General features: G+C 69.4%; 18 protein-coding genes, 1 tRNA gene and 1 pseudogene. 9 read left to right on the top strand and 11 right to left on the bottom strand.

The window, feature by feature from the left end; all coding sequences use genetic code 11:
• Nucleotides 1-71: 71 nt before the first annotated feature.
• The 5 genes from AB0E77_RS30870 to argG all read right to left on the bottom strand — a co-directional run bounded on the left by AB0E77_RS30870 (nucleotide 72) and on the right by argG (nucleotide 3,994).
• Complete coding sequence (locus AB0E77_RS30870) at nucleotides 72-1,133, bottom strand: helix-turn-helix domain-containing protein (protein ID WP_361577229.1); 1,062 nt, start codon at nucleotides 1,131-1,133, stop codon at nucleotides 72-74.
• A 112-nt stretch (nucleotides 1,134-1,245) separates the two neighbouring features.
• On the bottom strand, nucleotides 1,246-1,536 hold the full coding sequence (locus AB0E77_RS30865; RefSeq protein ID WP_361577226.1) for a zinc-ribbon domain-containing protein: 291 nt from the start codon (nucleotides 1,534-1,536) through the stop codon (nucleotides 1,246-1,248).
• Between the two features lie 113 nt (nucleotides 1,537-1,649).
• Entirely contained in the window at nucleotides 1,650-1,916 is a 267-nt protein-coding gene (locus AB0E77_RS30860; RefSeq protein WP_361577223.1) for a helix-turn-helix transcriptional regulator, read from the bottom strand.
• Nucleotides 1,916-2,413 (bottom strand): DUF2975 domain-containing protein, encoded by a 498-nt coding sequence (locus AB0E77_RS30855; protein WP_361577220.1) that lies wholly within the window; start codon nucleotides 2,411-2,413, stop codon nucleotides 1,916-1,918. The genes AB0E77_RS30860 and AB0E77_RS30855 overlap by 1 nt, the downstream gene beginning before the upstream one ends.
• A 135-nt stretch (nucleotides 2,414-2,548) precedes the next feature.
• On the bottom strand, nucleotides 2,549-3,994 hold the full coding sequence (argG, locus tag AB0E77_RS30850; RefSeq protein ID WP_361577217.1) for an argininosuccinate synthase: 1,446 nt from the start codon (nucleotides 3,992-3,994) through the stop codon (nucleotides 2,549-2,551).
• A 107-nt stretch (nucleotides 3,995-4,101) separates the two neighbouring features.
• Here argG and AB0E77_RS30845 point away from each other — a divergent pair, with 107 nt between their 5' ends.
• Nucleotides 4,102-4,227, top strand: coding sequence for a hypothetical protein (locus AB0E77_RS30845; protein WP_361577214.1), 126 nt, complete (start codon nucleotides 4,102-4,104; stop codon nucleotides 4,225-4,227).
• Between the two features lie 91 nt (nucleotides 4,228-4,318).
• On the opposite strand, the gene AB0E77_RS30840 is transcribed toward AB0E77_RS30845, so the two are convergent.
• The 3 genes from AB0E77_RS30840 to AB0E77_RS30830 form a co-directional block, all read right to left on the bottom strand.
• A tRNA-Pro gene (locus AB0E77_RS30840) sits at nucleotides 4,319-4,392 on the bottom strand.
• Nucleotides 4,393-4,459: 67 nt separating this feature from the next.
• A complete protein-coding gene (locus AB0E77_RS30835) occupies nucleotides 4,460-5,209 on the bottom strand; it encodes a Pr6Pr family membrane protein (protein WP_361577211.1) in 750 nt (249 codons plus the stop codon).
• Nucleotides 5,210-5,263: 54 nt separating this feature from the next.
• Nucleotides 5,264-6,199: a metallophosphoesterase gene (locus AB0E77_RS30830; RefSeq protein WP_361577208.1), complete on the bottom strand. Its 936-nt coding sequence runs from the start codon at nucleotides 6,197-6,199 to the stop codon at nucleotides 5,264-5,266.
• 109 nt (nucleotides 6,200-6,308) lie between these two features.
• On the opposite strand from AB0E77_RS30830, the gene AB0E77_RS30825 reads away from it, so the two are divergent.
• The 7 genes from AB0E77_RS30825 to AB0E77_RS30795 all read left to right on the top strand — a co-directional run bounded on the left by AB0E77_RS30825 (nucleotide 6,309) and on the right by AB0E77_RS30795 (nucleotide 13,886).
• Nucleotides 6,309-6,773: a GatB/YqeY domain-containing protein gene (locus tag AB0E77_RS30825; RefSeq protein ID WP_189229972.1), complete on the top strand. Its 465-nt coding sequence runs from the start codon at nucleotides 6,309-6,311 to the stop codon at nucleotides 6,771-6,773.
• 356 nt (nucleotides 6,774-7,129) lie between these two features.
• Complete coding sequence (locus AB0E77_RS30820; RefSeq protein WP_077796184.1) at nucleotides 7,130-7,558, top strand: hypothetical protein; 429 nt, start codon at nucleotides 7,130-7,132, stop codon at nucleotides 7,556-7,558.
• A gap of 152 nt (nucleotides 7,559-7,710) precedes the next feature.
• On the top strand, nucleotides 7,711-12,192 hold the full coding sequence (locus AB0E77_RS30815) for a hypothetical protein (RefSeq protein WP_361577205.1): 4,482 nt from the start codon (nucleotides 7,711-7,713) through the stop codon (nucleotides 12,190-12,192).
• A 62-nt stretch (nucleotides 12,193-12,254) separates the two neighbouring features.
• Complete coding sequence (locus tag AB0E77_RS30810; RefSeq protein WP_171990697.1) at nucleotides 12,255-12,428, top strand: hypothetical protein; 174 nt, start codon at nucleotides 12,255-12,257, stop codon at nucleotides 12,426-12,428.
• Between the two features lie 238 nt (nucleotides 12,429-12,666).
• Nucleotides 12,667-12,939, top strand: coding sequence for a LuxR C-terminal-related transcriptional regulator (locus AB0E77_RS30805; protein ID WP_361577202.1), 273 nt, complete (start codon nucleotides 12,667-12,669; stop codon nucleotides 12,937-12,939).
• 120 nt (nucleotides 12,940-13,059) lie between these two features.
• A complete protein-coding gene (locus AB0E77_RS30800) occupies nucleotides 13,060-13,449 on the top strand; it encodes a hypothetical protein (protein ID WP_361577199.1) in 390 nt (129 codons plus the stop codon).
• A 32-nt stretch (nucleotides 13,450-13,481) separates the two neighbouring features.
• The gene (locus AB0E77_RS30795) at nucleotides 13,482-13,886 is read left to right on the top strand and encodes a hypothetical protein (RefSeq protein WP_361577196.1); all 405 of its coding nucleotides are present in this window, start codon (nucleotides 13,482-13,484) and stop codon (nucleotides 13,884-13,886) included.
• A 57-nt stretch (nucleotides 13,887-13,943) separates the two neighbouring features.
• Here AB0E77_RS30795 and AB0E77_RS30790 read toward each other — a convergent pair whose 3' ends face one another.
• Nucleotides 13,944-16,217 carry a transglycosylase domain-containing protein gene (locus tag AB0E77_RS30790; protein WP_361577193.1) on the bottom strand — a complete coding sequence of 758 codons (2,274 nt, stop codon included), beginning with the start codon at nucleotides 16,215-16,217 and terminating at the stop codon, nucleotides 13,944-13,946.
• Between the two features lie 460 nt (nucleotides 16,218-16,677).
• Between AB0E77_RS30790 and wblA the strand changes: the two genes are divergently transcribed.
• Nucleotides 16,678-17,016 carry a transcriptional regulator WblA gene (wblA, locus tag AB0E77_RS30785; RefSeq protein WP_188185285.1) on the top strand — a complete coding sequence of 113 codons (339 nt, stop codon included), beginning with the start codon at nucleotides 16,678-16,680 and terminating at the stop codon, nucleotides 17,014-17,016.
• A gap of 42 nt (nucleotides 17,017-17,058) precedes the next feature.
• On the opposite strand, the gene AB0E77_RS30780 is transcribed toward wblA, so the two are convergent.
• Both AB0E77_RS30780 and AB0E77_RS30775 read right to left on the bottom strand, forming a co-directional pair.
• The gene (locus tag AB0E77_RS30780) at nucleotides 17,059-18,426 is read right to left on the bottom strand and encodes an ArsA family ATPase (RefSeq protein ID WP_361577190.1); all 1,368 of its coding nucleotides are present in this window, start codon (nucleotides 18,424-18,426) and stop codon (nucleotides 17,059-17,061) included.
• Nucleotides 18,423-18,899: pseudogene (locus AB0E77_RS30775) on the bottom strand (ATPase); the annotation flags it as partial. The gene AB0E77_RS30780 and the pseudogene AB0E77_RS30775, both read right to left, overlap by 4 nt.

Raw genomic sequence — 18,899 nt, 5'->3', positions numbered from 1 at the left:
CGGACCGGGTCCCACGGGGGACGGGGGACGTGCCGCCCGCACCGTCGCTGGTCTTCGGCCGTCGCCCCCGGTCAGATCTCCTCGGCCGGCCAGCCCAGCAGCCGGGCCCCGATGACCGCGGTCTGCAGGGTGTAACGGTGCATGGGATCGGCGGCGTTGGCCCCGGTCAGCTGGTGGATGCGGTCCAGCCGGTAGGTCAGCGCCCGCACACTGAGCGCGAGACGCCGCGCGGCCTCGGCGGCGGTGCACCCCGAGTCGAAGTACACCTCCAGGGTCTGCAGCAGCGGCTCGGCGCCGCCCCGGGCGTCCCGCAGCGGACCCAGCACGCTCAGCACGAGGTCGGCCATGGCCTGCCGGTCACGGGTGAGCACCGGGTAGACCAGCAGGTCCACGGCGCGCACCACGGGTTCGTCGAGGTCGAGGCGGTCGGCGAGTTCGAGGGTGCTCAGCGCCTCCTCGTAGCTGTGCACCACGCCGCCCGCGCCGCTGCGGGGCCGGCCGATGGCCACCCGGCTGCCCTCCGTGGCGGCGTAGGCCTGCTTCGCGAAGAAGGCGAGGACGTCGTCCTGGTCGCCGGGCGCGATACAGATGAGCCGGCCGTTCTTGGTGGTGATCAGGATCCGCCGGTCGCCGAAGCGGGAGATGAGCGCGGTCTCCACGAGCCGGGTGACGGTCGAGGTGTCGTCGTAGGTGTCCGGTCCCTGCGCGACCGCCACGGCGTGGTCCCGGGACAGCACCAGGCCGAAACGTTCCGCCCGCTCCGCGAGCCGACCCAGGTCGCTGCGTCCGTAGAGCAGGTCGTCGATGAACTCCCGCCGCGCCGCCTCCTCCTGCCGTACGGCGAGACGCTGCGCGCGTTCGTACCCCTCGGCGAAGGCGTCCACGGCCTGGCCGACGGCGCCGAGCACGCTGTCGGTCGTGCCCCCGCTGCCCGCCGCGCCGGGCCAGCAGACGCGCGTGGCGTCCAGATGCCCCCGGACGAGGGTGCGCAGGCTGTGACCCTCTTCCGCGGCCTGCTCACCGAGCCGCCGCCGTTCCTCCAGCTCGTCGCGGTTCAGCCGGCGTCCCGTGCCGGCGACCTGCGCGAGGATCTCGGCGTACCCGGTCAGGTACGCCTCCTGCTGTTCCCCCACTCGGCGCCTCCCCTGCCGGTCCCGCCCGATGCGCGGTGTCCGGCAACGAGAGGGTAGTCAGCGCTGCCGGAATCCGGCAACGCGAGCCCCCGCCCGGGGCTGCTAGGGGCGCCTACGACCGGTACGGCTGCTGCTGCGGCTGCCCGTACGCCGCCCCGCCCTGGGAGGCCGCGGACTGGGCCAGGAGCTGCTCGGCCTGCTCCTTGGTCACCTGCTGCTCGGCGCCGCAGAACGTGCACTGGAGCGCGTACTTCGTGGAGAAGGGGAACAGCGGCACGAAGAACAGGGTGAACTTGACGACGCGCTTCCTGAGCGTGTGCGCGGAGGGGGTGTTGCAGGAGCGGCAGACCAGCGTGAGTATCGCGAGCTGGTAGAGGTATCCCTTGGTGCCGAAGATGATCATCTGGTCGGTCCTTCCCGGTGGGTGCCGTGGTCGGCGTGGGCCAGGAGATCTTCTCCCAGAGTGCGCCCTTCCCGCTCCCCTTGACCACCGGAGACGGCCCCGGCCCCCCGGTGTCAGGCGCCCACGGAGCTCCCCACGCCTGCGGCGCTCCCGGCGTCCCCGGCGTCTTCGCCCTCCTCGGCCTCCCAGCGCAACAGGTCCCCGGGCTGGCACCGGAGCGCCTCGCAGAGCGCGGCGAGCGTCGCGAAGCGTACGGCCTTGGCGCGGCCGTTCTTGAGGACCGCCAGGTTGGCGGGGGTGATGCCGACGCGTTCCGCGAGCTCGCCCACGGACATCTTGCGCCGGGCCAGCATCACGTCGATGTCGACCACGATCGGCATCAGATCACCTCGGCGAGCTCGGCCTGCATCCGCGAGGCCTCGACGTCGCGTGCGACGGCCTGGGCGAGGAGCATCCGCAGGACGAGCACGACCAGCGCGATGCCCAGGACCGCGAGGGCGACCCCGCCCAGCAGCAGGACGATGCCCGGGGCGACGGCCTCGCCCGGTGCGAGGACGACCCCGAGCGCGAACACCAGGAGCGCGGCCGCCACGAAGGCGCCGATCACGATGTGCACGTAGCGGAAGGCGCCCGGGGAGAACACCGTCCCGCGGCGCACCATGGTGACCAGCCGCCACACGCAGACCAGGACGATCTGTGCCGCGACGACACACAGGACGGTGATCACGAGCACCGGGGTCCGCGCGGCCACCAGGTCCGGGTCGGCTCCGCGGAAGTCCTTGGCCAGCAGCGGCACCATCACCGCCTGGACGAACACCGAACCGGCGAGCAGCGCCCCGATCACGGCTCGCAGCGCGAGCACGGTCAGCTGTCCCATCACCCCTCCATCCATCGACCAGCGATGGAAAGCTATTGAATTTCGATAGCCAGGGCAAGGTGGCGGGCGAACGGCGAAGGGCCGGTCCGACACCTCGAAGGCATCGGACCGGCCCGTGGCCGTGCGGGACGGTGATCAGTCCGTGCCGGACTCCATCGCGGCGCGGTCCAGCAGTTCGTCGTCACCGGAGACCTCGCCGCGCGAGGCGATGGCCTCGGCGCCGCCCTCGGGCATGGCGCCGATCAGCCCGGTCGCGGCGGCCTGCGCGGCGCCGATGGCGGGGCTGCCGGTGCCGATGAGGCCGAGCCCTGCGTACTGCTCCAGCTTGGCGCGGGAGTCGGCGATGTCGAGGTTGCGCATGGTGAGCTGGCCGATCCGGTCCACGGGGCCGAACGCGGAGTCCTCGGTGCGCTCCATCGACAGCTTGTCCGGGTGGTAGCTGAAGGCCGGGCCGGTCGTGTCGAGGATCGAGTAGTCCTCACCGCGCCGCAGCCGTAGGGTGACCTCGCCGGTGACGGCCGAGCCGACCCACCGCTGGAGCGACTCGCGGATCATCAGCGACTGCGGGTCCAGCCAGCGGCCCTCGTACATCAGCCGGCCGAGCCGGCGGCCCTCGGTGTGGTACTGGGCGAGGGTGTCCTCGTTGTGGATCGCGTTGACGAGGCGCTCGTAGGCGGCGTGCAGGAGGGCCATGCCGGGCGCCTCGTAGATGCCGCGGCTCTTGGCCTCGATGATCCGGTTCTCGATCTGGTCGGACATGCCCATGCCGTGGCGGCCGCCGATGGCGTTGGCCTCCATCACCAGCTCGACGGGGGAGGCGAACTCCTTGCCGTTGATCGACACCGGGCGGCCCTGGTCGAAGCCGATGGTGACGTCCTCGGTGGCGATCTCGACCGACGGGTCCCAGAACCGCACGCCCATGATGGGCTCCACGGTCTCCACGCCGGTGTCGAGGTGCTCCAGGGTCTTGGCCTCGTGGGTGGCGCCCCAGATGTTGGCGTCGGTGGAGTACGCCTTCTCCGTGGAGTCCCGGTAGGGCAGGCCGTGGGCGAGCAGCCACTCCGACATCTCCTTGCGGCCGCCCAGTTCGGTCACGAAGTCCGCGTCCAGCCAGGGCTTGTAGATCCGCAGGTGCGGGTTGGCGAGCAGGCCGTAGCGGTAGAACCGCTCGATGTCGTTGCCCTTGAAGGTCGAGCCGTCGCCCCAGATCTGGACGTCGTCCTCGAGCATGGCCCGCACCAGCAGCGTGCCGGTGACGGCGCGGCCGAGCGGCGTGGTGTTGAAGTACGCCCGCCCGCCGGAGCGGATGTGGAACGCCCCGCAGGTCAGCGCGGCCAGTCCCTCCTCGACCAGTGCCGCACGGCAGTCGACCAGACGCGCGATCTCGGCGCCGTAGGTCTTGGCACGGCCGGGCACCGAGGCGATGTCGGGCTCGTCGTACTGACCGATGTCAGCGGTGTAGGTGCACGGCACGGCGCCCTTGTCGCGCATCCACGCGACCGCGACGGAGGTGTCGAGGCCGCCGGAGAAGGCGATACCGACGCGCTCACCGGTGGGCAGGGAGGTGAGGACTTTGGACATGGAAAAAGTATGCATCACTTCGCATGGTCATGCAACCCATGGTGAGGATGGGTAGGGGTGCGGCTCGTAACGGCCGAGTCATCCGAGTCATCGAGGAGGGAGAGGGCATGGCGGCGCCCACGGGCAAGGCCGAAGCCGTCACCGGAGGCTCACGGGGGACCGGCCGGGCCGTCGTGCTGCGGCCGGCGCGGGACGGTGCGGACGTGGTCTTCCACTACGCGCGGACCGGGTGACGGGCCGGAACGTCCGCGCCAACGGGTGTGGTGCCGAACGAAAAAGGCCTCAGCCTACTCACGCGAGTAGGCTGAGACCTTTTCTTCACTGTCGGGGTGGCGGGATTTGAACCCACGACCTCTTCGTCCCGAACGAAGCGCGCTACCAAGCTGCGCCACACCCCGATTGTCGCTGCTCGTCGCGGCGACGTCGTTTACTTTAGCCCACCGGCGCCCGGACACGAAATCGGGTTTACCAGCGCCGACGCAGCGGGTCCGGGCGGATGTGGTCCAGGGCGACGAGGAGGACGGCCAGGGCGTGGACGGCGAGGCCGAGGAGGAGGGCGTTGCCGAGGACGCCCCTGTAGCCGTGCTGGTCGACGTCGAGGAAGGGGTAGAGGTAACGGTCCTCGGTGCCGGGGAGGAGGAGTTCGCCGCGTGCCAGGGAGAAGCCCAGGTAGGCCAGGGGGTAGAGGAGCCACGTGGCGGTCTGGCGCAGGTGCAGGCGGCCGCGGCCGGTGAGCAGGAGCCAGTCCAGGGCCGCGGCGGCCGGTGCCGCCGTGCACATCAGGTGGACGGCGACGGTGTGCCGGCCCGTGCCGTCGGCGTCGGCCAGGGCGAAGGGGCTCGCCGCGTTGGCGAGGAGTGAGTGGTGCACCAGGCCGGCGACGAGGGCGTAGAGCAGCGCCGCGCCTGTCACGGCGCCGGACACGGGGCGCCCGGCGGACCAGGCGCGGCGGGCCGAGGCGAGCGTGACCAGCGCCAGCACGATGCTGCTCTGGACCGCGAAGGAGCTCATGGAGCGCAGGACCGGTCCGCCGAGGGTCAGTTCGAGCGCCGCGCCGGTCAGCGCCAGCAGCGCGGTGAGCAGGCGGAAGCCGGCGGCCAGCGGGCGCCGGACCGGGGTCAGGACCGCGCTCGCCGGGACCGGTGAGGGCAGGAGCCTGGGCGGACGCGGCACCGCGGGCAGGTCCGGGATTTCCCTGGGTATCGGAGCTGTCATGGCCTCACGCTAGGGAGGCCGGACATATCGGACCATGTGGGTGGTCCGAGTGGGTTACGCCTGCTGCTCGCGTCCCACCAGTGTCAGCAGCGTCGCCTCCGGCGGGCAGGCGAAGCGGACGGGGGTGTAGCGGTTGGTGCCGCAGCCCGCGGACACGTGGAGGTAGGCCGTACGGCCCTCGGCCGTGTGCGTGGACAGGCCCTTCACGCGGTCCGTGTCCAGGTCGCAGTTGGTGACCAGCGCTCCGTAGAAGGGGATGCAGAGCTGGCCGCCGTGGGTGTGGCCGGCGAGGATCAGGGGGTAGCCGTCCGCCGTGAAGGAGTCGAGGACGCGCAGGTAGGGCGCGTGGACCACGCCCATCGAGAAGTCCGCCGCCCCCGACGGGCCGCCCGCGACCTCCGCGTACCGGTCCCGCTTGATGTGCGGGTCGTCGAGGCCGGTCAGCTCGATGGACACCCCCTCGACCTTCAGCGTGCCCCGCGTGTTCGTGAGGTTCTGCCAGCCCGCGGCGTCGAAACCGTCCCGCAGGTCCTCCCACGGGTTGTGGACGGCGCCGACGGCGGGCGCGTTGCCGTTCAGCCCGTGGCGTCCCTGGACCTTCTCGACCAGGTACCGGGCGGGGTTGCGGAGCTTGGGGCCGTAGTAGTCGTTGGAGCCGAAGACGTACGCGCCCGGGAACTCCATCAGGGGGCCCAGCGCGTCCAGCGCCTCGGGGACGCCCTCGGGGTCGGACAGGTTGTCGCCGGTATTGATCACGAAGTCGGGCCGCAGTCCGGCCAGCGAACGAAGCCAGCGCTGCTTCTTGCGCTGTCCGCCGACCATGTGGATGTCGGAGACCTGGAGCACGCGCAGCGGGCGCATCCCGGAGGGCAGGACGGGGAGCGTCACCCGCCGAAGGCGGAACGAGCGGGCCTCGAAGCCCGCCGCGTAGACCAGACCGGCGGCGCCGACCGCCGTGATTCCCAGGGGTACTCCGTATCGCGCGCGCATACGTCCATCGTGTCAGAAGCGGTGGCGGGAGCCGACCGCACGGGGCACGGTCGCGGGGCCCCGTAAATCAGCGGGCGTCCTTCCCGTCGCACCTGCGACAATCGCACCCATGACCACGCTCAAGTCGAAGCTGCACGACGACCTCAACGCCGCCATCAAGGAGCGGGACGAGCTGCGCTCCTCGACGCTCCGGCTGACGCTCGCCGCGATCACCAAGGAGGAGGTCGCGGGGAAGGAGAAGCGGGAGCTCTCCGACGACGAGGTGCAGAAGGTGATCACGCGCGAGGCGAAGAAGCGCCGCGAGGCCGCCGACGCCTTCGCCCAGGGCGGCCGCCCCGAGCAGGCTGAGCGGGAGAAGGCGGAGGGGGAGGTGCTTGCCGCCTACCTGCCCAAGCAGCTGTCCGACGACGAGTTGAACGCGATCGTCGCCCAGGCCGTCGAGGAGGCCAAGGCGGCCGGTGCCGAGGGGCCGCGGGCCATGGGTGCCGTCATGAAGATCGTGAACCCGAAGGTGGCCGGGCAGGCCGAGGGCGGCCGGGTGGCCGCCGCGGTCAAGAAGCTGCTGGCCGGCTGAGGTCAAGAAGCTGCCGGCCTGCTGAGGTCACGAAGCTGCCGGCCGGCTGAGAAGAGCCGCGCGCGCCGTCCCTGTGTGCCGCCCGCCTCGTCCCTGCGCCTGTCCTGGGTCCTGTCTTCCGGAGCCCCGGGGCAGGCGCAGTGCTTTGTGCGTTCTGTCCCCTCTGCGTCGCATTCCGGGCCGTTTCTTCTCTTTTTCCTGTTTCCCCTGTCCGGCGATTGCTCCCGTCGCCTTTCCTTGGCGTAATGACGCCGACTTTCCCGTCGACGGTTGAGCCGCATTGTCGAGCCTGATCGAATTGTGCACGGAACGTGTGTGACCAGTCGTGCCCGATCGACACAAGTGGGGGTACCACCATGCGCAGAACCGCTGCGCTCCTGTCCGGTCTTCTCGTAGCGGCCGGGCTCAACCTCGTGGCCGCCCCGTCGGCGTCGGCTGCCGCCGAGGCTTACGGATGCCCGGGTTCGCAGATCGACACGTACAACATCAAGGACGAGAACGGGAGCACGTGGGGGTCGATCTACCTCTACTACTCCAGCGCCAACGGCGGGACCAACTGTGTCATCAACATGACCAAGAAGTACGCAGGTCAGCGGCACTACATGGACGTCAAGCTGTGGCACAGCGGCGACAGCGACAAGGACGAGGGCTACTTCACCCAGTACGCCGGTCCCGCCACGGTCACCAATTCCAACGGCAAGTGCATCACCCTCTCCGGCTGGGTCGCCGACCCGGCGTACAACAAAATCGTCGGCGACCAGTGGCAGAACGTCCACTGTGGCTGAAATTCCCCGAGAGGGTGTCCTGAAGGCGTCCTGAAGGCGTCCTGAAGGCGTCCTTCTGAATTCGACGACGCGGAAAGCAGCGTGACGGCCGCTTTTCGCGTCGACGTATGTCCATTTCCTTCAGTCATGCCCAGCACGGAAAGGACGAATCGTTGACAGTACGCGATCACGGCAGGTCTCGTACGGGACCCGCCCCACGATCCGGCGGACGCAGACGCGTCAGAGCACCGCTGGCGCTGCTGACGGCCGGCGGACTGCTGGCGGGTCTGCTGCAGAGCGTTGCCTGGGCCGACGAGCCCGCGCCCCGCGAGTCCGCACCGGCCGCCGCCCCCGCACCGGACTCGGTGCCCGGTGCGGACCGTGCGGAGGTGCTCGGCGACGACTACCTGAAGTCGGCCGACATCGCCTGGACCAGCACCGGCGACGCCCAGGGCTTCCACCTGCTGACCGCCACGGAGAAGAGCGGGTACGCGTGGCAGACGCTGGCCTCGCTGGCCGAGCCCGGCTTCGACGCCGACCAGTGGATCGGCAACGTGTGCGTCACCGGCTCCGGCAAGCGCGCCGTGGTCGTCTACGCCCCGCGCAGCTTCACCAACGACCCGGCACTGATGGCGCGCGGTGGTTTCACCGCCGTGGTCGACCTGGTCACCGGCGCGGTGACCAAACTGAAGGTCAACGCGTCGCTGTCGTACTACAACCCGGGGTGCGGCACCGGTGAGGAGGCCGTGCTGACGCAGTCCCCGGGTGAGGACAAGAAGCAGACACGGCTGATCCGCGTGGACGCGGCGACCGGCACGGTGAGCCGTCCCGTCGTGGTGGACGGGCAGCTCACCTCCTCGGTGCCGGCCGGTGGCGGGAAGATCGCCGCGGCCTCCGGGCGCACGCTCGTCGAGGTCGACGCCGAGGGCAAGAAGAAGAAGCTCGCCACCACGGGCACGGTGCCGTACCGCATCAGCAAGGACGGCGCCGGCGGGTACGTCTTCCTGGAGCGCGTGCAGCGCGACAGCCTGAAGACCCAGGAGACGGCGCTCGTGCGCCGCTGGGCCGGGAACAAGGTGGCCCAGCTCGGCTCCGGACCGCTCGCCGACACGGGTCTGACCCGGCGCGGCGGCCAGGTCTACCTCACCGGTGGCGTCGAGGCCGCGAAGAGCCTCCCGAAGACCGTCACCCACCTGGCCGGCGCGTCGAAGGACGCCACGGTCTCCACCACAGGCGCCACGATCGTCCAGCGGACGGTGTGGGCGGACGGCAAGGGCTCCCCGAAGTACCTCCAGCCGGAGTCGGCTCTCGACGCCCGGCCGGTCAACATCACCGCGACGGTCCGCGACTCCGGCGCGAAGACCGGTTTCACCGTGACGCCCCTCAAGTCCACGTCGCCGCGGTGGGAGACGTCCCGTGAGCCGTCGCCCCTCCTCGGCACGGCGGGCAAGGCGCCCGGCGCGAAGGGCGGCAAGAGCGGCGCGAGCACGCAGACGGCCGGGATGCGGGCGGTTGACGCCGCGGCCGCGGACCCGGGAGATGTGACGGGGACGCGTACGGAGATCGTGGAGTCGGAGCGCACGTGCTCCGTCCCGCGCAACGATCCGCGCAACCAGGCGATGCAGCCGAAGCCGCGTCAGGTGGAGTGGGCGGTCAACAAGGCGATCACCGGGAAGCTGAACATCGGCGCCTCCCGCCCGGCCAACTGGAAGAACCTCGGCATGCCGGCGTACTCGCCGCAGAGCCTCTTCTCGAACTACCAGCTGGACGGCGGCGGCCGGGTCCCGGCGCAGGTGATGCTGGGCGTCACCACGCAGGAGTCGAACATGTGGCAGGCGGCCCGGTCGGCCGTCCCCGGGGTGACCGGGAACCCGCTGATCGGCAACTACTACGGCATCGACTACTACGACGGCAACAGCGACAACGACTGGGACGTGGACTGGTCCGAGGCCGACTGCGGCTACGGCATCACCCAGGTCACCGACCACATGCGGCTGGCCGGGCGCGAGCACGGCAAGGGCGGCGCCGCCTTCCCGTACGACGAGCAGCGCGCGGTCGCCCTGGACTACGCGGCGAACGTGGCCGCCGGTCTGGAGATCCTGGTCGACAAGTGGAACACCACCCGCAGGGCAGGGCTCGCCGTGCACGACGGCGACCCGACGAAGCTGGAGAACTGGTTCTTCGCGCTGTGGGCCTACAACTCGGGGTTCTACGAGAACGTCAACGGCAACGAGCCCTGGGGCGTGGGCTGGGCCAACAACCCGGCCAACCCCGAGTGGGACGCGGGCCGTACGCCGTTCATGGAGGACAACCTCGGCAACGAGGACGCCGCGGACGCCGCACGCCCGCAGCACTGGCCCTACCCCGAGAAGGTGCTCGGCTTCGCCGCCCACCCGCCGGCGTTCCTGGAGTCGCCGGGCACGATGGTGCCGGCGTTCCGCGCCGCCTGGTGGAACGGCTCCGAGGGCGACGCGACCATCAAGGGGTCGGCGAAGTACAACCGCGCCCGCGTGAAGCCGCCGGAGGATCTGTTCTGCGGCCCCTACAACTGGTGCGAGCCGTCCAAGATCGGTGACGGCGCGGCCAACGAGCCCGGCCAGGGACCGTGCACCCGCGACGACTTCAAGTGCTGGTACCACCAGTCGGTGCAGTGGAAGACGGACTGCGACTACGAATGCGGGAACGAGTTCTTCCGCTTCCCCTCGCCGGACTACGACGCCGAACAGGCCGACGGCACCGCCTATCCGCCCAACTGCAGCCGCTCGGGCCTGCCCTCGGGGTCGATGATCATCGACGACGTGGCGGGGGGCACGCCCTCCGTACGGCCGGGCTGCTCCAACAGCGACTGGTCGAACGAGGGCACCTTCTCCCTCGACTTCGGCGACGGTGAGGCGGGCCTGGCCCACGACGGGAACACCATCTCCACGGTGTGGCCCGCCAAGGTCGACCTGCACCAGCTCGGCGCCGGTTTCGGCGGTCACTTCTACTTCGGCCACTCGCGCGCCGACGACGCCAAGGGCGAGCGGCTGAAGATCACGGGTACCTGGACGCTCGGCCAGAACGTCACCGGGCCCGCGAAGATCTGGGTGCACCTGCCCGACCACGGCGCCCAGGAGAAGTACGCCGTGTACAAGATCCACACCGCCAAGGGCGTCAAGACCCGCGTCCTGGACCAGAACGGCAGCAAGAACCGCTGGGTGGCGCTGGGCGCGTTCATGTTCGACGGCAAGCCCAAGGTGACGCTGTCGACCATCGCCCAGGACGGCACGGGGGACAAGGACGTCGCCTACGACGCCGTCGCGGTCCAGCCGATCAACGGCCGCTTCGTCGAGCGCACCCTGACGGCGGCGGCGATCTTCGACCCCAACCAGGACCTCAACTCCGACATGCCGGAGGAGCTGAACACGCCCCTGCGGACCATGAAGACCCTGTACGACTGGGCGATGGGCCTGGCGTACAAGGGGCCGCGCTGGGACAACCCCGGGGCGGACACGGTGGGCATCACCGGCGCGGCCCGCTGCCCGACCGTCGTGCCCGTGGGCGAGTGCAGCGGCCAGCAGACCTACGACGCGGCCGAGAAGTGGTACCAGGAGATCAAGGCCGGCGGATACACCCCGCGCGCGGACGGCTCGGCACCGGACAAGTCGATCCCGTGGTGGATGGCGATGGCCAACCAGCGGCCGGACCCGTCGAAGCCCGCCAGCGAAGCGCTGAAGGGTGAGGACAGCTACAAGATCAAGAGTGATATCGAGGTCAGCTTCATCGTCGACGACTCCACCGGGAAGATCATTTCCGGGAGCGAGGGGGCGGGGTACAAGCTCCGGATCGGCAACGCCCACCTGCCGCACTTCGTGACGGACATCATCGAGGCGATCGAGGCGGACTACGGCATCACGCGGCCCGACATCGACTACACCACCGAGAACGCGCTCGAGTACGGGCACGACGAGCGGGCGCACCCGTACGCCGACGGGAACACGCCGGGACAGGTCTACTTCCCGCACTTCCGCGGGGCCCGTCTGAACGGGGACCAGACCTGCGTGGACGTCCGCGCGATCGGCGGTGGCGTCCACGGGTACCGGCCGATGATCGCCCACAAGTACATCAACGACAACGTCAAGGCGTGGGTCGACAAGGTCAAGGCGCACCCCGAGACGAACATCATGATCCAGAACTTCGCCGGGGACATCTACTCGATGTTCTTCAAGAACGACGGGAGCAACAACGCGTTCGGCAGCGTGATCGGCAACGCGCCGCCGATCTGGCAGGACATCGCGGCGGCGTTCTGCGCGGACGGCACCGTCAAGCCGACGCACAAGACCGAGAACCGTGACGCGGTGCCGCCGAACGGCATCGTCTTCCAGAGCTACATGCCCGACCTGTACCTCTACATCGACGACAGGATGACCGACAACCTCGGCCGGTCGTCCAACAAGAGGATCAAGCTGGGCGACTGGAAGAACTTCTCCAACCTGCCGGTCGGGAACGGCCACGCGTACGGCATGTGCGACGCGTTCGACCGCGGCAGCGGCGGCAACCCCTGGGGCATCGACCCGCCGGTGCCGGTCATCGGCGACGGGCCGGGGCACACCCCGGGCGGCGTCGTCCACTGTGACGAGCCGAGCGTAGGCTTCGTCGACAACATCACGCCGTAGGGCGACGGACCACAGGGGGCCGCCGGGCGACGGCGGCCCCCTGTGGAACGCGAGGAGATGCCATGGGTGCCGGCCTGCTGTTCTTCGTCTCGGTTCCGCTGTTCCTCTACCTGCTCCCCATGACATGGCTGTGCGTCAAGGTTGGGGAAAAGACCTCGTGGAGGACAGGGTGGGCTATGGCCGCAGCCGGTATCTTTCTGCCACTCGGCCTCTTTATCGCCTTCCTGATTCCCTGATCTCCCGATATCTGCTGCCGATTCAGCCGTATTACGTCATTCCATGGTCAAAGCGCCTCTTCTGCCGCAAAGCTGTCAAACCGGCTTCGCGTATTCCCCGGGGTCTGGCGTAATTACGCCACCCTAAATGCACGGTTGGTGTGCATGGTCGACTTTGTGCGGCTGTCGACGGAACCTGTGAGCCACCTAGGATCACCAGTGCGTGAACGGGTGTTACGTGCTCATGGGGGAATCGCGTATGGATCATCCAGCGGTCATCAATGAGGTCGAGCTGCGCATTCTTCGTCTGCTGTTCGAAGGGCTGAGCGAGGCGGCCATCGGCCGGCGCCTGGGACTGGGGCACCGGACCGTCCAGCGGAAGATGCGGGGCCTCATGCTCCGATGGCACGTCAAGGGACGTGTCGCGCTGGGTGCTCGCGCGCACGAACTCGGCCTGCTGCCGTCGGGGGCCGGCTTCCATGGGTCCGCCGGGACCGGGGCGGACATGGTTCGCGAGGACCGGGTGGCCTGAGCGGGCCGACTGAATTCCGCCTGTCAAGACATGTGCCGTGCCGCAGTTATTGGGTTGCGGGTCCGCGATTTCGCCCCGGATGATTGCTGCGGCATTCTGAAAGTCGAATGGAGACCAGTAATGCGTCGATACCAGCAGGTCGCGCTCACGGTGGGCGCCGCGGCGGCTCTCACGATCGGGCTGAGCGGCAGCGCGACGGCGGGAACGGACTGCTACACGCAGGCGAAGAATTACTACGCGTCCATGGTGACGTTCACCCACTACGGGGAAAAGGTGAACATCATCGACGAGGAGGCGGACGGCCACTCGGCGGTCGCGATCGTCGATGTCAACACCGGTACGCCGAAGACCTACACCCTGTGGAATTACAAGGGCAAGAGCACCAACATGCTCTATGACTTCGAGCTTCCCGAGGGGACGCCGGTCGTCATCCAGGCCTGCGTCGGCGAGTACGGGAGCAAGACGGTGATCTGGGACTCCTGCGGCCCGTGGGCCTTCGGCGAGGCCTGAGACCCGTAAGAAACGACGAAAGGAAAGTGACTGTGCGCCGTACAGCGAAATGGGCCGCCACCATGGCGGCCGCCTGCACGATGATCGGGTTCGCCGCCTCCTCGGCCCAGGCCGACGACGCGAACGCGGGCATCTACACGGGCTGGAACCAGGTCGGCTACTGCGAGTTCCGGCCCTACGGAGAGCACCTCATCATCAAGGACCGCGACGCCGACGGTCACTCCATCGTCGCGGAGCTCCGCGTCGACGGGTACGGGACGTACTACTACTGGAACAGCAACGGCAGCGGCACCACGCGCGACGTCAACCTCGACTTCGCCGAGAACCACCACGTGACGCTCCGCTGTCTGGTCGGCGACTGGCAGGGCACGCCCACCGGCGGAATCATCTGGGACAGCTACGACAAGATGAATGAGTGGGTCACGACCTGGACGTGATCCGGGCCCTGGAGCGCTCCGCGGCACCGCGGAGCGCTCCACCGCGCGGGCCGTGCGTCAGCGGCCCCCTGGGCCGTTGCCCGGTCCCTGGACGAAGCCGTCCGGGAAGGAGAAGTCGGGGCTCGGCTCGGTGCCGCCGTTGCCGCCTCCGTTGTCCCCGCCGCCGAGCAGGCCGCCGATCAGGCCGTCGTCGCCCCGGCCCTTGCCCTTGTCCTTGTCCTTGTCCTTTTCCTTGTCTTTGTCCTTGTCCTTGCCGGTGTCCACGTCCGGAATGTCGACCAGGTTGAAGGACGGGGAGTCCTTGCCCTCCAGGGCACCGGTCATGGCGTCCTTCCAGATCGGACCCGGCACGCCGCCGCCGAAGACCAGGTCGTGGTGCTGGCCGCCGATCGTGATGTCCCGCATCTGGACCTTCTGCGTGGCACTGCCGACCCAGACGGCGCCCGACATGTTCGGCGTGTAGCCGACGAACCACGCGTTCTTGCGCTCGTCCGTCGTACCCGTCTTGCCCGCGTTGGCGCGGTCGCTGAGGCCGGCCGCCTTGCCCGTACCGGAGTCGATCACGCCCTGCAGCAGGGTGTTCACCGTGTCCGCGGACTTCTCGCTCATCGCGCGGGAGCACGTCGACTTCGGAACCTCGAGCGACTTCTCCTTGTCGCCGATCTTCTGCGTGATCGACTCGATCGCCACCGGCGTGCAGTACATGCCCCGGGAGGCGAAGGCGGCGTACGCGCTCGCCATCCTCAGCGGCGAGATGCCCTTGGAACCGAGGGCGACGGCGGGCACCTCGGGGAGCTTCTCGCCGTTGCCCTGCACGACGTGCAGGGCGTCCGTCATCTTCACCACCGGGCACAGCCCGATGTCGGCGACCATCTGCACGAAGTAGGTGTTGACCGAGAGGGCCATCGCCTCCTTCAGCGGGTACGGGCCGACCTCGGACTTGCTCTCGTTGGGGACGGTCTCGTCGTCCTCGTTGAGCCAGGGCTTGCCGCTGCACGTCTGCACCGGCTCCGGATACGGCATCTCGTACGGCGACGAGTACACCTGGTTGGCCGGCCGCCCCTGCTCGAGCGCGGCCGCCGCGACGAAGGGCTTGAACGTCGAGCCGGTCGGGAAACCGAAGTTGGAGCCGCCCCACTCGTGGTCGACCGAGTAGTTGATCTCGGTCTCGTTCTTGCCGTAGCCGTACGGCTTCGACTGGCCCATCGCGACGATCTTGCCGGTGCCGGGCTCGACCAGCGTGCTCGCCGCCGCGACGGCGTCCGACTGGTAGACGTGGTCCTCGAGGGACTGCTGCACCGACTTCTGGGCCTGCGGGTCGAGCGTCGTGCGGATGGTCAGGCCGCCCTGGTTCCAGATCTTGGCGCGGTCCTTGCGGGTCTTGCCGAAGACCGGGTCGTTCAGGAAGACCTCGTGCACGTAGTCGCAGAAGAAGCCTGCGCCCCGCGTCGCCGTGATGCAGCCGTTCGCGGGCTTGCTGATCTTCAGTCCGAGTGGTGCCGCCTTGGCCCTGTCGGCGTCCGCCTGGGAGATGTCGCCGACCTCGGCCATGCGCTGGATGACGACATTGCGCCGCTTGGTGGCCTCGGCCTCGTCGTTGACCGGGTCGTACCGGCTGGGCGACTGGACGATGCCGGCCAGGAGCGCGGCTTCCTGGAGCTCGAGGTCCTTGGCGTGCTTCGAGAAGTACCGCTGGGAGGCCGCCTCGACCCCGTAGGCCTGCTGGCCGAAGAACGTGATGTTCAGGTAGTTCTCGAGGATCTTCTTCTTGCCCAGCTCCTCCTCGACCTGGATCGCGAGCTTCAGCTCGCGGATCTTGCGGCCGATGGTCTGCTGGGTGGCCTGGGCGACCTTGGTCGGGTCGTCACCGGCCTCCTCCACGAAGACGTTCTTGACGTACTGCTGCGTGAGTGTGGAGGCGCCCTCGGAGACCCCGCCGCTGCGGGCGTTCTTGTTGACCGCGCGCAGCACGCCCTTCAGGTCCACCGCGCCGTGCTGGTAGAAGCGCGAGTCCTCGATGGCGACGATCGCCTTCTGCATGTAGGGCGAGATGTCCTTCAGGTCCACCACCGTGCGGTCGCGCGAGTACACCGTCGCGATGGTGCCGCCCTCGGCGTCGAGGATGGTGGTGCGCTGGCTCAGCGGGGGAGTCTTCAGGTTGGCCGGGAGGGCGTCGAAACTCTCCACCGAACCCTTGGCGGCCAGGCCCAGCGCGCCGACGGCGGGCAGGGCGATGCCGGCCAGGACGGCTCCCGCGAGCACACTGACACCGAGGAACTTGGCGGCCTGCTGCGTTGGCGACAGACCACCGCCCGAGCGCTTCTTTGGCATGGAGGCAGCCTACGTTCTCATTCGCCGGACACGCGTATATGCCTTGGCCTAAGCTGCACTCAACTGTCACAGCAGTGAGGCCACGTATCAATACGTCCGGCGACCCCGAATCGTTCCGGACCCGCTCGACTTTCTTCCGAGAGGCCCCGCTGGGGGGCGCGTTGGTGTGTGAGAGCGCGTGCCGCGGTGTGGTGGATGCGTGTCCGTATCCATCTTGTGTGTCACATGGTGTCCGTTGTGGCGCAACAGAGATGACCCGAATGCCGGGGTCGTCTCGTATGTCGCCAGCTCACTCCCCCGGGTGATCTGCCGCTTACGCATAGTCCGTTCGGGCCATTCAAGATTGGGCCCGAAGGGGGTGTTGCGCTGTCCCCACCTTCCGTAACGTCCTCAACTGGCGGCGGTGAATATGCCGCTGCCGCCGTGGGGGAGCCTCGATTCGGGAGAGGACGGCGCCGGTATGGGCTGGGTAACCGACTGGAGTGCGCAGGCCGCCTGCCGCACTACCGATCCGGACGAACTGTTCGTTCAGGGAGCAGCGCAGAACAGGGCCAAGGCGGTGTGCACCGGATGTCCGGTACGCACCGAATGCCTGGCCGACGCGCTCGACAACCGCGTCGAGTTCGGCGTGTGGGGAGGCATGACGGAGCGGGAGCGCCGCGCACTGCTGCGCCGGCGGCCCACCGTGACCTCCTGGCGCCGACTGCTGGAGACGGCGCGGACGGAGTACGAGCGAGGGGCCGGCATCGTGCCCCTCGACGACGACGAGGTCTACGAGAACTACGCGGCCGTGGGCTGAGGCGGCCGGGGGCGCTCCTCGGCAGCGGACGCCCCGGTCGGGTCAGGCCCCGGGCTCAGGCAGCTCGGGCCGGGCCGTCGCGAGACGGACGCCGATGTCCCGCAGCCCGGCGAGGTCGTGCACATCACCGGGCAGCGCGGCCACTTCGGTGACCGCCACCTCGGGGTGACGCGCGGTGAAGCGGTCGCGCGTGCGCTGCTCGCGGGCCAGCAGGTGCATCCGGTCCGCGTGGAGCCGCAGCAGACCGGCGGTGAGCTGGTCGACGGACCGCTCCGGCGTGTCCGGAGCCTCCTCGGAGGCGTCCTCGGCCGTCGCCGTGTCGGCCGACGTCACGGCACCGGGGCCGGATTCGGGAGTGGACGCCCGTGAACTGTCGTGCAGGTCGGGGGAGTTACGAACTCCAGCTTTCCCGTCGTCCTGATCCACAATGCGGGAGTCCTCAAGATTTTCCGCGGCGGCGAGCGCCCGCTCGGCCGACAGCCCGTCGGCACCGCTGCCGTGGACGCGGTTGAGCACCAGACCGGCGAGCGGCATGTCCTCGGCCGCCAGGCGCTCCACGAAGTACGCGGCCTCACGCAGCGCGTCCCGCTCGGGGGCCGCGACCACCAGGAACGCCGTACCCGGCGCCTGGAGGAGCTTGTAGGTGGCGTCCGCGCGGGTACGGAAACCCCCGAACATGGAGTCCATCGCGGCCACGAACGTCTGGACGTCCTTCAGGAACTGCCCGCCGAGCACCTTCCCGAGGACGCCGGTCATCATCGACATGCCGACGTTCAGGAACTTCATGCCGGCCCGCCCGCCGACCTTCGCGGGGGCCAGCAGGACACGGATCAGCTTGCCGTCCAGGAAGGACCCGAGGCGCTTGGGGGCGTCCAGGAAGTCCAGCGCCGAACGGGACGGCGGCGTGTCGACGACGATGAGGTCCCACTCGTCCCGCGCCCGCAGCTGCCCCAGCTTCTCCATCGCCATGTACTCCTGCGTGCCCGCGAAGCCCGCCGAGAGCGACTGGTAGAAGGGGTTGCCGAGGATCGCCGCCGCCCGGCCGGGATCCGCGTGGGACTCGACGATCTCGTCGAACGTCCGCTTCATGTCGAGCATCATGGCGTGCAGCTCGCCGCCCGCCGAGTCGTCGACGCCCTTCACCCGGCGCGGGGTGTTGTCCAGCGAGTCGATGCCCATGGACTGGGCGAGCCGCCGGGCCGGGTCGATGGTCAGGACGACCACCTTGCGGCCCCGCTCGGCCGCGCGCAGGCCGAGGGCCGCCGCGGTGGTCGTCTTGCCGACGCCGCCCGAGCCGCAGCACACCACGATGCGCGTCTTCGGGTCCTCGAGCAGCGGATCGACGTCCAGTACCCGCGCGGCGGTCAGCCGGCGCCCGCTCTCCGCGCGCCGGTCCGGTCCCGGACTCATGCGATCCCCTGCTTCCGCAGCTCGGTGGCCAGTTCGTACAGGCCCGCCAGGTCCATGCCCTCGGCGAGCAGCGGCAGTTCGTGCAGCGGCAGGCCCAGCGAGCCCAGCACCGCCCGCTGCTCCTGCTCCAGCGCGTACCGCTCCGCGTACTCGTCGGCCTGCGCCAGCAGCGGGTCCACCAGCCGCTCGGCGTGCCCGCCGCGCCGCGCCCCGCCGAGCCCGGCCCCGGACAGGGACCGGGCGAGCGCCGCACGCGGCGTGCTCCGTACGCGTTCCAGGTCGGTCGCGTCCAGCAGTGCGGGCCGGACCATGTTCACCATGACCCGTCCCACCGGCAGCCGGGCCGCCCGCAGCTCGGCGATGCCGTCCGCGGTCTCCTGGACCGGCATCTCCTCCAGCAGCGTCACCAGGTGCACGGCGGTCTCCCGCGACTTCAGCACCCGCATCACGGCCTGCGCCTGATTGTGTATCGG

The sequence above is a fragment of the Streptomyces sp. NPDC032940 genome, from assembly GCF_040636935.1.
Taxonomy (GTDB): domain Bacteria; phylum Actinomycetota; class Actinomycetes; order Streptomycetales; family Streptomycetaceae; genus Streptomyces.
Note: the sequence above shows the minus strand (reverse complement) of the source record. Positions and strands in the feature narration are given on the sequence as shown.